The organism is Methylobacterium amylolyticum (genome assembly GCF_030700245.1).
Classification (GTDB): Bacteria; Pseudomonadota; Alphaproteobacteria; order Rhizobiales; family Beijerinckiaceae; genus Methylobacterium.
Window position 1 is genome coordinate 53549 of record NZ_JAUYZI010000004.1, and the last position, 12799, is coordinate 66347.

A 12799-nucleotide genomic window follows, 5' to 3' on the forward strand; every position below is an offset into this window, starting at 1 on the left:
AGGAAAGCTCCCATCGTCTAGCGGTCTAGGACGTCGCCCTCTCACGGCGAAAACAGGGGTTCGATTCCCCTTGGGAGCGCCAGCGGGCGCCATCATCTCAAGCCAGTTCAGCGTGTTTGCGTCGGTGGGACCTTCGTCTCGGCCGGCTGTGGGACCGCGGCGGTCGTCGTCACGGCGCCCAGGCTATGATGGCGGGGTCGCTTCCGGCCGCCCGGGACCCAGGACACACCCATGCGCTTCGTCGGCCCGACCCTCTCGATCATCATCCTGTCGCTGGCCCTCGCTCCTCCGGCGCAGGCCGAGGTCCGCTTCGGCCGCGGCGTCCATATCGGCGGGCACGACTTCTCGCATCAGACCTTCACCCGTAAGCGCCGGGCCGTCATCCACCTCTACGATCGGACCCCGCCCCGAAGCGGCTGTGCTTGGCGCGCCGATGGCCGCGGCAGCCGGGTGAAGGTGTGCCATCTGCGGCGGATCGATCGCCGGTGAGCGAGATCGCGACCGGCGTCACCACCCCCATCATCCGCATCGTCGCCCTGCCGGCTGAAGATGGAAGCGATCGAAGGCGGCCTGACCGCACCAGATCGCGGCGACGCCTTCACCCAGTTTAATCCAGGACGTCGCGTGCGCAAGGGCACGTCGTGGCGAGAAATCCATCCCCATATCAAGGTCACGCAGGAGGAAATAAGCCGGAACACCCGGTCTGTACTGCGGAAAGGAGCCTGAACCAGACCATGAAGACCCGTATCGCCGCCGTCGTCACCGCTCTCGTCCTTGGCGTCGCTCCGATCTCGTCCGCCATGGCCTTCACCGGTCCCGCCTGGACGGGCTACGGCCCCTACGATGTCGAGACCACCGGCTCGTTCGACGCTCCCCTGGGGCTCTACGACCGCAACCCGGTCACCTGCCCGATGAGCTCGGCCGCCGAGGGCAACGCCCGCCAGCAGAACTTCCCGGTCCAGCAGTACGGCCAGACCGCGGGCGGGAACCGCTGCTGAGGCGAGCGCCGTGATGCTGAAAAGCCTCTCCTACGCGATGATCGCCGTCTTCGCGGGCGGCCTCGCGGTGACTGCGATCGGCTCGGCCAACGTGCTGCTGGGCCTGTGACGCCAGGGATCCGACGGATCAGCGGCGGGGCGAGAGCCGCGCCGCTCTCCGTTGGGGGCCCGGCCGACGCGGACGACCCGACGCAACACGCGACGCAATCCGCGCGAAACCGAGCTTAACCATACGGTCGCCCATGACGGCCGAGCGGCGGCCGCACGGGCGAGGGAACGCACGATGGCCACCACGATGATCACCAAGGGCATGACCGCGATGGACCGGGTCATCGCCACCGCCCTGTTGTCGGGCCTCGCGCTCGCCCTGGTCGAGTGCGCGCGCGTCGCGGCGCTGCCGGCGCACTTCGTGTGAGAGGCGCGCGTTGTGGGGTGAAGTGGGCCCGACCACGGAACGTCAGGGCCGTCGGTCCTCTCGCAGCACCTTGCGGAGGAAGAACCGCGTGCGCTCCCCCACGTAGCGCTCGATCTGCCCGAACGGCTCGTAGCCCAGCCGCCGGTAGAGGTCGTGGGCCTGCGGGTTGAACGTGTCCAGCCACGCGTCGGTACAGCCCCGGGCGCGCGCCTCGGTCTCGGCGCGGTCCACGAGTGCCCGGCCCACGCCCCGTCCGCGCAAGGTCTCGCCCACCCAGACCTTCTCGATGAACAGCCAGCCGAACGCGGTCCGCCCGATCAGACCGGCCCCGACCTCTGTCTCGGGGCCGCGCACAAGGATGGTCAGCGCCCGCATGCCCGACGGCCCGAGTTCGCTCTCGTTGAAGCGCAGCAATCCGTCGGCGACGGCGGCGGCATCGGCGGCATCCGCCCGGTCGGAGATCTCGAACAGCATGGTCACGGCATAGCCCTTCCGCTGGCGCCGGGCGGCAGATCGACCCCGGCCGCGCGGATGGTAGCCGTGCGGGCGTCGACGCGCTCCGGATCGATTCCGGCGATGGCGACCGCATGGCGTGCGCCCGGAGTCAGCCGGCCGCGCCGGGCGCGGGGCCGGCGGACCGGAGCATGCCGGAACCGGCCCGGTGAGGGCCGGTTGCCCCTGTGCTTCTCCGGATGCGTGGGGACCGATCGTGCGCGACAGCCAGCGACCCTCGCGCCGCCGCCTGCTCCGAGCGGGCAGCGGCGCAGCGGCGGGGGCGCTCCTCGGGATGCGGGGGGCGGACGCCGGGTCCGGCGCGCCGGCCGAGACCCCGAGCGGGCGGCGGGCGAAGTCCCTCGACACCGACTACTTCGCGGGCATGTACGCCCACGAGAGCGATCCCTGGCGCTTCGCGTCGAGCGCCTACGAGCGCGACAAGTACGCGGCCACCCTCGCCGCCCTGCCGCGGGATCACTACGCCTCGGCCCTCGATGTGGGATGCTCCATCGGCGTGTTCACCCGTCAGCTCTGCCCCCGGTGCGACGCGCTGATCGGGCTCGACGTGGTGCCTTCGGTGCTGGAGGCCGCGCGCGCCCGGTGCGCCGATTGCCCGAACGCGCGCTTCCTGCTCGCCGCCGTGCCCGGCGCGTGGCCCGACGGCCGGTTCGACCTGATCGTGATCTCGGAGGTGGCCTACTACCTCGATCGCGCCGACCTCGCCCGCCTCGTCGCGCGGGTCGAGGGCGCGGTGCTGCCCGAGGCGGACATCGTCCTGGTCCACTGGCTCGGCGTCACGCACTACCCGCTGTCCGGCGACGAGGCCGCCGAGGGCTTCATCACCGGCGCCCGCGGCTTCGCGCGGGTGCTGACGCAGGCGCGCACCGCCGAGTACCGCCTGGACGTGCTGCGGGCGACGCGCGCCGCTGCCCGGTGACCGGTCGGGGCGCGTCCTATCGCGGGGGCGCCGCCGCGCCGCGCGCCCGGGCGAGGGCGTAGAGCAGCAGGCCGGCCAGCATCAGCACGAGGCCGGCGAGCGACTGGACGGGGCGGACGGCCACGAGGTGGACCAGCATGAACAGGGTCACGGCGAGGAAGATCAGCGGCGTGAGCGGGTAGCCCCAGGCCCGGTAGGGCCGCGGCAGGTCCGGCCGGGTCAGGCGCAGCCGGATCAGCCCGAGCACGGTCAGGAACGAGCAGAGGAGGAGGCTGAACTGGATGAAGTCCAGCACCGCCTCGAAGCTTTGCGTCAGGAGCAGGAGGCTGGCGACCGCCCCCTGGAGCAGGAGCGCCGGCACGGGGGCGCCGCTCCGCGCGCGGCGCGCGAGCGGGCGCAGGAGCGGGGTGTCCTCGCCCATCGCCACCGCCACCCGCGGGCCGATCCAGGTCATCGCGCTGATCGTCGGGATCAGGCCGGCGCAGATCAGCGCGCCGACGAGGCGCCCGCCCGCCTCGCCGAAGACGTGGCGGCCGCTGATCAGGGCGACGTCGATCTGCCCGGCGAGGTCGGCGAGCGGCGTCGTGTACAGGAACACCGCGTTCAGCGCGATGGACAGGACGACCACGAGCCCCGTGCCCATGAGGAGCGCCCGGGGCAGGCTGCGGGGCGGATCGGCCAGCTCGCCGACGATGTAGGTGGCCGCGTTCCAGCCCGCGTAGGCGTACATCACGAACACGAGGCTCACCGCGAAGGCGGCGCTGAAGATCCGCGCCGGGTCGGACGCCTCCGGCGCGAAGCCGATCGCGGGGGCGCCGCCCCGGGCGAAGCCCGCCACGATGAAGGCGGCGATCAGCGCGAGCTTCAGGGCCGTGAACCCGACCTGGAACCGGCTGCCGTGGCGCCCCCCGCGCAGGTGGACCGCCGTGACGATCCAGATGGCCGCGAGGCCCAGCGGCAGCGGCGGCGCCCCGGGCAGGACGGACTGCGCGTACTGCCCGAACGCCATCGCCGCGAGCGCCACGGGCGCGGCGAAGCCGACGGTGGCGGAGATCCAGCCCGCCATGAACCCGACGGCCGGACCGTACAGCCGGGTGAGCAGATTGTACTCGCCGCCCGAGCGCGGGAACAGCGTGGCCAGCTCGGCGTAGCAGAGCGCCCCGCACAGGGCGACGACGCCGCCGACGAACCACAGCAGAAGCAGCGCGAAGCCGGACGGGATGCCCGCGACCTGGAACCCGAGGCTGGTGAAGACGCCGACGCCGATCATGTCGGCCACGACGATGGCGGTGGCCGCCCGGGTCGAGACGCCCGGCGCGCCGTCGCCTCCCGGAGCGCCGGTCATGCCGCCCGCCCGCCGCGATCGGCGCTCCGGGCGCTTTCAATCGGGACCGGTCTGTCAGAGCCAGCGGAATCCCCGCATGCCGCCGCGGGTGGCCGCCGGCCGGGCGCTCGGTTAACCGTTCGGTTGTACAGATCCCGGCAGAGTGCGGTGCTGACCGGGCCAGGGCGACGATCGAGAGACCACCGGTGAATGCGTCGCGCCCGCGGATCGGCAGCCTCTCGCTCCGATCCAAGATCCTGCTGATGATCCTGCCGCTCAGCCTGCTGAGCATGGCGCTGATGGCGGTGATCGGCTACTCGACCGCCGCCGACGGCCTCACCCGGCAGGCGTTCGCCGAACTCACCGCGATCCGCGCCTCGAAGAAGCAGCAGATCGAGACCTATTTCCGGACCCTGCGCGGCACCTTCTCGTCCTTCGGCGACGACCTCGGCGTCGCGTCCGCGGCGCAGGCGCTGACCGAGGGGTTCAACCAGCTCGGGCGCCAGAAGCTCAGCCCGGAGCGCGCCAAGGCGCTGGCCGCCTTCTACCGCGACGACTTCGTGCCGCGGCTGAACAAGATCCCCGGCTTCGAGGACATCACCGCGGACCAGCTCATCCCCCACGGCGACCGGGCGGCCGAGGCGCAGTCGCTGTTCATCGTCGAGAACCCGAACCCGCGCAGCGAGCGCGCCAAGCTCCTCGACAGCCCGGTCAGCAATCCCTACACGCTCGCCCACTTCACCTACCACGGCTGGCTCCGCGACCTCGTCGACCGCCTGAAGATCAGCGATCTCTACCTCGTCTCGGACAAGGGGCAGATCGTCTACTCGGTCGACAAGGACGTCGACTTCGGCACCAACCTGATCGACGGCCCGTACGCCACCACGAACATGGCGCGCCTGTACCGCCAGATCATGGACCGGCACCACAAGGGCTATGTCGGGATCGTCGACTACGACTTCTACATGCCCTCGCTCGGGGCGCCGTCGCTGTTCATCGGCACGCCGATCTACGTCAACTTCCGGCTGATCGGCGTGCTGATCGGGGAGTTGTCCGTCGACGAACTGAACACCGCGATGAGCGGGGACCGGAGCTGGCGGGAGGACGGGCTCGGCGAGACGGGCTTCGCCTACGTCACCGGCGCCGAGCACCTGCTGCGCAACGACCACCGCATCTTCATCGAGCGGCCCGACGCGTTCCTGGCCACCGCCGGGGGCCAGGGCTACCGGCCCGCCGAGATCGACGCGATCCGCCGGAACGGCACCGCCGTCCTGCGCTACCGGATGAACACCGAGGGCGTCCGCCGGGCGGTGCTGGGCGAGACCGGCACGGTGACGGCCCTCAATTCCCGCGGGGGCGAGTCGCTCCAGGCCTACGCCCCCCTCGACATCCCCGACCTCAAATGGGTGCTCAACGCCAACATCGAGCGCGAGGAGATCCTCGCGCCCCTGGACGCCCTCAAGCGCACCGGGCTGGTGCTGGCCGGAATCCTGACCCTGGTCTGCACCGGCTTCGCGGTGTGGATCGCCGGGCGGTTCGAGCGCCCGATCAACGCCCTGATCGCCGGGACCGAGGCGATCAAGGCCGGGCGCACCGACGTCCACGTCCCCGTGCTCGGCGCCGACGAGTTCGGCCGGCTGGCTGCGAGCTTCAACACCATGGCGGACGCGATCCGCGACCGCGACGCGATCATCGAGGCCAAGAACAAGGCCTATGCCGGCCTGCTCACCCGCGTCTTCCCCGAGGTCGTCGCCGAGCGGCTGCGGGCCGGCGAGGAGCAGATCGTCGACACGCTGCCCGACGTGACGCTGGTCTGCGTCAGCGTCGTCGGCTTCGTGGAGGCGATCGAGCCGATGGAGGGCGCCGAGAGCGTCAAGCTCCTCAACGACATCCTCGACCGGATCGACACGCTCGCCGAGCACCACGGCATGGAGCCCGTCAAGAACATCGGCGAGCACTATTTCGCCGCCTGCGGGCTGACGGTGCCGCGCCTCGACCACGCCGCCCGGGCGATCGAGTTCGCCGACGCGGTCGCGGGGGAGATCCGGCTGATCGCGGCCGAGCACGGCCTGGAGCTGTCCATGCGCGCCGCGGTCGCCTCCGGCGAGGTCCATGCCGGGCTCGTGGGCAGCAGCCGCTTCGTCTACGACGTCTGGGGCAAGCCGCTCAACGTCGTGCGGGGCCTGCTCCAGAGCGCCGGAATCGACGAGATCCGGATCACGGCGGCGGTCTTCAACCAACTCGGGACCGACAGCGGCTTCGAGCCCCGGCCGGCGGCCGAGTCGGCGGTCGGCGAGATCGCCTGCTTCGGCCGCGCCGCGATCCTGCCGGCCGGCGAGGCGGCGCGGCGCCCGCCCGCGGACGAGGCGCCGCGCGAGGCGGCCCAGTAGCCGGCCCCGGACGGAGCGCCGCCCATGCCGACGACCACCGCCCCGATCCCCGCCGGCAACTGGACGGTCTGGGCCGTCCTGCTGCTCGCGGCCTTCCCCGTCCTGGTGATCGCCACCGGCGAGGCGCTCGACCGGCTGCGGGCCCGGAACCCGGACAGCCCGTACCTGACGCCGCTCGCGATCCTGCGCCACGGCGTGCTGCCGCTGGCCTTCGTCGACGGACTGCTGCGCATCGTGGTGGGGCTGGGCGAGGACCACCTCGCGGTCAAGCTCGCCGACACCGCCCTGTCGATCGTGGTGCTGAACGCCGCGATCGCCTTCCTCAACGGCCTGCTGTTCGGCGAGGACGCGCAGCTCGCCGGGCGGGTCAGGCTGCCGCGGCTGCTCCTCGACCTGACGCGGCTCGTGCTGGTGCTGTGCGGAGCCGCGATCGTCGTCGCGCGGACCTGGGGCGTCGACGTGTCGAGCGTGTTCACCGCGCTGGGCGTCGGCTCGGTCGTCCTCGGCCTCGCGCTCCAGGACACGCTCGGCAGCATCTTCGCCGGGATCGCCCTGGTCTCGGCCCGGCAGATCCACGTCGGCGACTGGATCAAGTACGGCACCGACGAGGGCGAGGTGCTGGCGATGAACTGGCGCGCGGTGAAGATCCGCACCAGCGCGGGCGACGTGCTCTACGTCCCCAACGGCGTCATCAGCAAGCAGGCGGTGCGGGTCCTGACCCTGGGCAAGGAGACCACCACCCTCCCCGCCACCGTCCGCTTCCCCTACGGCACCTCGCCGGACGCGGTCGTGACGCTGATGACCGAGGTCGCCCGGACCACCCGGGGCTTCCACCTCGTCCCGCCCCCCGTCGCGCTGGTCAACGCGCTGGACGACGGCGGCATCGAGTACAGCATCGGCGTGCGGGCCACCGACCCGCGTCAGCTCGCCGGCGTGCGCAGCGAGTACCTGACCGACCTGTGGTTCGCCGCCCAGCGGGCCGGCCTGACCTTCACCGGCGCCCTGGGCGCGGCCGAGCACGCGCCGCCCCCGGCCCGCCAGCCGGCCGCGGCGGTGGCCGAGACCCTGGCCCGGGTCGGCGCCTTCCGGCTCGACCCGGACGGCCTGGAGCGCCTCGCGCGCGACGCCCGCGTCGAGCAGTACCGGGCGGGCCAGACGATCGTCGCGCAGGGGGCGGTCACCGGCGACGTCTACGTGCTGGTCTCGGGGCGGGCGAGCGCGGTGTTCGCGGCGGGCGGGCACGAGATCGTCCTGCACGGGTTCGAGCCGGGGCAGGCGGTGATGGCCAAGTCGCTGTTCCAGGGGCGGGGCACGCCGTTCGCCTTCCGGGCGGCCACGGAACTCGAAGTCGTCGCGATCCCGCTCGCCGATTTCCGGGAGATCTGCCTCGCCGACTTCGCCCTGGCCCGGGAGATCGAGCAGATCCTCACCGCCCGCGAGGAGGCCGCCGCGCGAGTGCTCGCCAAGGCCTCGCCGGAGACCCGGGGCGATGTCGGCCTGAGCGATCGCATGCAGCTCATGCGGGAGATGTTCCAGTCGTGACCCGCACGCGCCTCGTCCGGGCCACCCTGGCCCGGGTCGCCCTCGCCTGCGCCGCCCTCGCCTGCGTCCCCTCGCGGGCGCCGGCCGCCGAGGCCGAGGGCTCCGGCGGAATCATGATCGGCACCGGCGCCGTGACGGGGATCTACTACCGGGTCGGCAACGCCATCTGCCGGCTCGTCGAGCGCGACAAGCGTGCCGCCGAGCCCGGCCGGGCCGCCGAGCCGGTGCTGCCCTGCGGGGCGATGATGACCGAGGGCTCCGCCGTCAACGTCGCGGGCCTGCGCGCCGGGACCCTGGACGCCGCCCTGGTCCAGTCCGACGTGCTCGCCCACGCCGTCCACGGCACGGGCTCGTTCCGGGGCCGCGCGAACGGCAGGCTGCGCACCCTGTTCTCCCTGCACGGCGAGCCGTTCCAGCTCCTCGTCCCGCGCGGCCTCGGCCTCGACGGCTTCGCCGACCTCCGGGGCCGCAAGATCAGCACCGGCCCGAACGGCTCGGTCCTGAACGAGGTCTTCGCGGCGCTGATGCGTCGGCACGACCTCACCGAGGCGTCGTTCGCGCAGGTCCTGCACCTGCCGACGTCGGATCAGGTCCAGGCGTTCTGCGAGGGCGACGTCGAGGCGGTCGGCATGCTGGTCGGCGCGCCCTTCGCCCCGTTCCGCCACGCGATCGACCATTGCGGCGGCGATCTCCTCTCGGTGGATTCGCAGGCCGACCGCGCGCTGGTGGCCGACACCGCGGCCTACACCCCCATCGTGATCCCGCGGGGCACCTATCCGGGGATCGAGCGCGACATCGCGACCTTCGGCGTCGTGGCGGTGGCGGTGACCACCGCGGAGATGCCGGAGGCGGTCGTCTACCGCATGGTGCGCGCGGTGTTCGAGCGCCTCGACGACCTGCGGGCGATGCACCCCTCGCTCGTCGCGCTCGATCCCCGGCGCATGGTGACGGACGGGCTGACCGCGCCGCTCCATCCCGGGGCGCTGCGCTACTTCCGGGAGAAGGGGCTGCTCTGAGGCGCGGCGCTCACGCCCGCCCGGTCTCCCGCATTTGCCCGCGGCGGCGCTGGATCGCCTCGCGCACGTGGACGACGAGCAGCGTGACGAGCCGCAACTCCGGGCTCTCCGTCCGCTCGTGGGCGTGCGCGTGCGTCCGGATCGTCTCCGCCACCAGGGCGTCGGTCTCGGATTCGAGGGTATCGAGCGCGGCGGCGTCGGCACCGCGGACCGACAGCCAGATCTCGAGCAGGCGCATGACCCGGCCCGGCGGTTCCTGCGGGCGGTAGCGCTGGTAGAGGGCGGCGGCGGCCGCGCTCAGCGAGGCGGCGGCGCTCACCATCAGCCCGACCCAGTAGGCGGCGTTCTGCGCCTGGTCCGACAGGCTCGGCATGTTGCCGGTGAGGTAGGCGGCGGCGCCCGGATGGATCGGCAGCGCCTGGACCTTGTCGTCGGTGTCGGGCGCCTCGATCCCGGCGAGGTCGTCGTCGAGGGCGACGAGACGGGGCTTACCGGTGAGGACCTCGCGGGTGATCTCGCCCGCGAGCCAGTCCGGCATCTCGCTCTGCGCGATCAGCCGGTGGCTGACCGAGAGGGTGGTGATGTCGTCCGACGGGGCCGGTACGGAGCCCGCGAAGGTGCCCTTGGGGACGTCGATCGTGTCGAGCACCGGATGCTCGCGGGCGATGGCCGCGGCCTCGTCGACCTCGAAGGTCTTGGGCTGGCCGGCGCCCTTGCGCAGGGCGGTGTAGAGCGACAGCCACAGCTTGGAGGCGGGCGGGGCGACCACGAACACCGCGTCGACGCGCCGGTGCCGCGCGGCCTCGGTGAGCTGGTCGACGGTCAGCAATTCCCGGCGGACGCTGTCGGGGGGGATGCCGAAATGCTTGAGGATCAGGTCGAGCAGCCGCGCGTCGAGCTTGCGGCCGTCGAGCAGTCCCACCGTGGCGCCGCGCAGCTTGGTCACGCTGTCGACGTGGCTGCCGCCGGGGGCGACGAAGACAACCGCGTCCCGGCGCAGGATGACGAGGGTCTGGCCGTCCTGGGCGGAGGCGTCGCTGCGCAGGAGGGCGAGCTGGCTGTCGCCGCGGTCGAGGGCGGCGGCCGCGGTGAGGCGGTCGGGCTCGAACAGGGGCGAGATCCGCACCTGCGGGTGCTGGGCCGCGAAGAACTGGAGGAGCGCGGTGGCGGCCTGCCGATCCTCGGTGCTCGTGCGCGCGACGGCGATCTTGAGCGTGAGCAGGCGGAGCAGCGTGTGGGACGCCACGGCGAGCGCCCCGGCGCCGAGGATCACCACGATCGCGACCGCGAGCGTCACGCGGTGCCGCCGGGTCCACGCCCTGCGGGTCATCGCGCGCCGCATCGCGTCCGGCCCCGATCCGTCCATCGCCCTCTCCCCGCCGGCGCTCGCCGGGCAGCGCCGGCGCTCACCAGCGATACACGAGCGAGCCGATCACCGTCGCCGGCGCGCCGCGATAGCAGAACACGGTCTGACAGATCGTATAGTCGCGGTTGAACACGTTGAAGCCGTTCACCTGGGCGCGCAGGCCCTTGTAGCGCGGGTCGAGGGCCGCGAGGTCGTAGGCGACCACCGCGTCGAACAGGGTCACCGTCGGGTTGCGCACGAGGTTGCGGTCGTCGGCGAAGCTCGCCGCGAAGAAGCGCAGGCCGCCCCCGACCGTCAGGCCCGACAGCGGCGACGAGGTCGGGAACAGGTAGGTGCCGAAGGCCGTGACGGTCTCGCCGGGCACGCCCGCCACGACGTTGCCGTCCACCGGGCTGCGGACCGTCCGCAGGCCGCCGGACCGGGGGTCCGGCAGGACGATGTCCTGGTCGGTGTAGCGCAGGTCGAGGTGCCGGTAGGCGAGCGTCAGGCTGGTGCCCGGCGCGACGGCGGCGGTCATCTCCGCCTCGACGCCGCGGGCGACGGCGTTGCCCGGCGCGAACTGGAAGAAGACCTGGCTGAGGTTGCGCTCGATCCGGAGGTCCTGGTTGATGTTGAAGCCCGAGACGCTGCCGGTGATGTTCGCCTCGGGGATGGCGAACTTCACGCCGCCGTCGAGCTGGTCGCCCTTGACCGGCGGGACCGGCACCAGGGCGATGAAGCCCGGCTGCGGCGCGAAGGTTGTGGCGTAGCTGACGAACGGCACGATGTCGGGCGTCAGCAGGTAGTTGAGCCCGACGCGGTAGGTGAAGGACGCCTTGGTCTGCTCGGTCGCGGGCTCGACGATCGAGGGCTCGCCGGCGCGGTTGTCGCGGACGGGGGTCGTCCGGGAGGACAGCCACGTGTACTTGCCGCCGAGCGTGAGGACGAAGCGGTCCCACTTCGCCTGCTCCTGCAGGTAGACCCCGGCTTGGTCGTAGGATTGGAGGCCGCGCTCGACCAGCGCCGGCCGCGCGACGGGCAGGCCGTAGACCGGCGCCCGGAGATCGAGCGGCGCCCGCCGCGCGGTGTCGAGGGAACCGATCCGGGATTTGAAGTCGAAGTGCGTGTAGTCGGCGCCGACCGTCACCGTGTGCCCGACCGGCCCGGTCTCGATCCGGCCCTCGACCTGGTTGTCGACCGTGAACGAGGCGAAGTTGTTGCGGTACTGCGCGCCGTAGCGCTCGACCCTGGGGGTCCCGCGCCGGACGCCCTCGTCGTCGCTGTAGAAGGTGTAGAGGGCCGCGAAGTCGTTGTTGAGCGCGAGGTAGCGGACGTTCTGGCGGGCGATCAGGTCCGGCGCGAACCGATGCTCCAGCGCGTAGCCGATCCGGTACTGGTCCTGCCGGAAGGTGCCGAAGCCCGGATCGCCCTGGTAGATCCGCGAGACGTCGTAGCCGCGGTAGTAGAAGTAGCTCGGATTGCTGGGCAGCCGGGCGCTCAGGTACTCGCCCAGCACCGTGAGGGTGGTGTCGGCGTCCGGCTTCCAGGTCACCGCCGGCGCGATGTAGACCCGGTCGTCGCGACCGCCGGGGATGAACGTGCCCGCCTCGCGCAGGACGCCGGTGAGGCGGTAGGCCACGGTGCCGTCCGAGCCCGCGACCGGGCCGCCGACGTCGAAATTGCCCTGGTAGCGGCCGAAATTGCCGGCCTGGAGCTGCACCTCGCCGAACGGCTCGAACTGCGGCCGCTTGGTGGTGACGTTGAGGATGCCGGCGGGCGAGTTGAAGCCGTAGACCCCCGCCGCCGGTCCGCGCAGCACCGCGACGTTGTCCAAGCCGTAGGGCTCGATGCGCGGGACCGCGAGGTTGGCCGCGCTCACCAGCAGGCCGTCGCGGTAGATCGCGTTGTAGGTCGTATCGAAGCCGCGGATGTCGATGCCGTCGCCGCGCGGGTCGTAGGGGTTCGTGTCGACCGAGGATTCCGGCGTGTAGGCGACCGCCTGCTCCAGCGTCTGCACGGCGCGCTCGTTGAGCTCTCGGCGCGTGACCAGCGTGGCGGGGCGCGGCCGCGCCGCCCGGCGCGCCTCGGCCGGCCGCGCGCGCCGGGTCGGCCGGGACGAGCCCGAAGCGGTCGGCCCGGCGGAGGCCCCCGGAACCCGGCCGGGGCGCCCGGCAGCCCGCTCGGAGCCCCGCCCGACGGCCTCGTCGACCGCCCGTTCGACCGCCTCCTGACCGCGCGCGGGTCCGGCCAGGAGCGCGCCGCCGAGCAGGAGCGCGAGCGCTTGCGCCGCGACAGCATACGAGGTCGACATGGCCCGTCTCGGTGTCGCGCGCGGAT

Annotated in this window: 12 protein-coding genes and 1 tRNA gene; 9 read left to right on the top strand and 4 right to left on the bottom strand. The window is 72.5% G+C overall.

The features are described 5' to 3' along the window. Positions 1 to 6: 6 nt before the first annotated feature. The 5 genes from Q8W71_RS04520 (at position 7) to Q8W71_RS04540 (ending at position 1413) form a co-directional block, all read left to right on the top strand. Positions 7 to 82 (top strand) — tRNA-Glu (locus Q8W71_RS04520). A gap of 149 nt (positions 83 to 231) precedes the next feature. Then, the gene (locus Q8W71_RS04525; protein ID WP_305524142.1) at positions 232 to 489 is read left to right on the top strand and encodes a hypothetical protein; all 258 of its coding nucleotides are present in this window, start codon (positions 232 to 234) and stop codon (positions 487 to 489) included. A 60-nt stretch (positions 490 to 549) separates the two neighbouring features. Beyond that, positions 550 to 726, top strand: coding sequence for a hypothetical protein (locus Q8W71_RS04530; RefSeq protein WP_305524143.1), 177 nt, complete (start codon positions 550 to 552; stop codon positions 724 to 726). Between the two features lie 8 nt (positions 727 to 734). Next, positions 735 to 998 (top strand): hypothetical protein, encoded by a 264-nt coding sequence (locus Q8W71_RS04535; RefSeq protein WP_305524144.1) that lies wholly within the window; start codon positions 735 to 737, stop codon positions 996 to 998. A 283-nt stretch (positions 999 to 1281) separates the two neighbouring features. Then, positions 1282 to 1413 carry a hypothetical protein gene (locus Q8W71_RS04540; protein ID WP_305524145.1) on the top strand — a complete coding sequence of 44 codons (132 nt, stop codon included), beginning with the start codon at positions 1282 to 1284 and terminating at the stop codon, positions 1411 to 1413. Between the two features lie 42 nt (positions 1414 to 1455). Here Q8W71_RS04540 and Q8W71_RS04545 read toward each other — a convergent pair whose 3' ends face one another. Further along, positions 1456 to 1887 carry a GNAT family N-acetyltransferase gene (locus tag Q8W71_RS04545; protein WP_305524268.1) on the bottom strand — a complete coding sequence of 144 codons (432 nt, stop codon included), beginning with the start codon at positions 1885 to 1887 and terminating at the stop codon, positions 1456 to 1458. A 313-nt stretch (positions 1888 to 2200) separates the two neighbouring features. Between Q8W71_RS04545 and Q8W71_RS04550 the strand changes: the two genes are divergently transcribed. Continuing rightward, on the top strand, positions 2201 to 2845 hold the full coding sequence (locus Q8W71_RS04550) for an SAM-dependent methyltransferase (protein ID WP_305524269.1): 645 nt from the start codon (positions 2201 to 2203) through the stop codon (positions 2843 to 2845). Between the two features lie 16 nt (positions 2846 to 2861). On the opposite strand, the gene Q8W71_RS04555 is transcribed toward Q8W71_RS04550, so the two are convergent. Next, positions 2862 to 4190, bottom strand: coding sequence for an APC family permease (locus Q8W71_RS04555; protein ID WP_305524146.1), 1329 nt, complete (start codon positions 4188 to 4190; stop codon positions 2862 to 2864). A gap of 185 nt (positions 4191 to 4375) precedes the next feature. Between Q8W71_RS04555 and Q8W71_RS04560 the strand changes: the two genes are divergently transcribed. From Q8W71_RS04560 to Q8W71_RS04570, 3 genes are read left to right on the top strand one after another with little or no spacing between them, the layout of a single operon-like run. Further along, on the top strand, positions 4376 to 6559 hold the full coding sequence (locus tag Q8W71_RS04560) for an adenylate/guanylate cyclase domain-containing protein (protein WP_305524147.1): 2184 nt from the start codon (positions 4376 to 4378) through the stop codon (positions 6557 to 6559). 24 nt (positions 6560 to 6583) lie between these two features. Continuing rightward, positions 6584 to 8101 (top strand): mechanosensitive ion channel domain-containing protein, encoded by a 1518-nt coding sequence (locus Q8W71_RS04565; protein ID WP_305524148.1) that lies wholly within the window; start codon positions 6584 to 6586, stop codon positions 8099 to 8101. Then, entirely contained in the window at positions 8098 to 9117 is a 1020-nt protein-coding gene (locus tag Q8W71_RS04570) for a TAXI family TRAP transporter solute-binding subunit (RefSeq protein ID WP_305524149.1), read from the top strand. The genes Q8W71_RS04565 and Q8W71_RS04570 overlap by 4 nt, the downstream gene beginning before the upstream one ends. 10 nt (positions 9118 to 9127) lie before the next feature. Here Q8W71_RS04570 and Q8W71_RS04575 read toward each other — a convergent pair whose 3' ends face one another. Then, positions 9128 to 10483, bottom strand: coding sequence for a TAXI family TRAP transporter solute-binding subunit (locus Q8W71_RS04575; RefSeq protein WP_305524150.1), 1356 nt, complete (start codon positions 10481 to 10483; stop codon positions 9128 to 9130). A gap of 40 nt (positions 10484 to 10523) precedes the next feature. Beyond that, complete coding sequence (locus Q8W71_RS04580) at positions 10524 to 12773, bottom strand: TonB-dependent siderophore receptor (protein ID WP_305524151.1); 2250 nt, start codon at positions 12771 to 12773, stop codon at positions 10524 to 10526. Positions 12774 to 12799: the final 26 nt, after the last annotated feature.

What these genes read in the sequence shown, in the direction of transcription:
- Q8W71_RS04525 (WP_305524142.1), top strand. Translation starts at nt 232, where the DNA reads ATGCGCTTCGTCGGCCCGACCCTCTCGATCATCATCCTGTCGCTGGCC.
- Q8W71_RS04530 (WP_305524143.1), top strand. Translation starts at nt 550, where the DNA reads ATGGAAGCGATCGAAGGCGGCCTGACCGCACCAGATCGCGGCGACGCC.
- Q8W71_RS04535 (WP_305524144.1), top strand. Translation starts at nt 735, where the DNA reads ATGAAGACCCGTATCGCCGCCGTCGTCACCGCTCTCGTCCTTGGCGTC.
- Q8W71_RS04540 (WP_305524145.1), top strand. Translation starts at nt 1,282, where the DNA reads ATGGCCACCACGATGATCACCAAGGGCATGACCGCGATGGACCGGGTC.
- Q8W71_RS04545 (WP_305524268.1), bottom strand. Translation starts at nt 1,887, where the DNA reads ATGCTGTTCGAGATCTCCGACCGGGCGGATGCCGCCGATGCCGCCGCC.
- Q8W71_RS04550 (WP_305524269.1), top strand. Translation starts at nt 2,201, where the DNA reads ATGCGGGGGGCGGACGCCGGGTCCGGCGCGCCGGCCGAGACCCCGAGC.
- Q8W71_RS04555 (WP_305524146.1), bottom strand. Translation starts at nt 4,190, where the DNA reads ATGACCGGCGCTCCGGGAGGCGACGGCGCGCCGGGCGTCTCGACCCGG.
- Q8W71_RS04565 (WP_305524148.1), top strand. Translation starts at nt 6,584, where the DNA reads ATGCCGACGACCACCGCCCCGATCCCCGCCGGCAACTGGACGGTCTGG.
- Q8W71_RS04575 (WP_305524150.1), bottom strand. Translation starts at nt 10,483, where the DNA reads ATGGACGGATCGGGGCCGGACGCGATGCGGCGCGCGATGACCCGCAGG.
- Q8W71_RS04580 (WP_305524151.1), bottom strand. Translation starts at nt 12,773, where the DNA reads ATGTCGACCTCGTATGCTGTCGCGGCGCAAGCGCTCGCGCTCCTGCTC.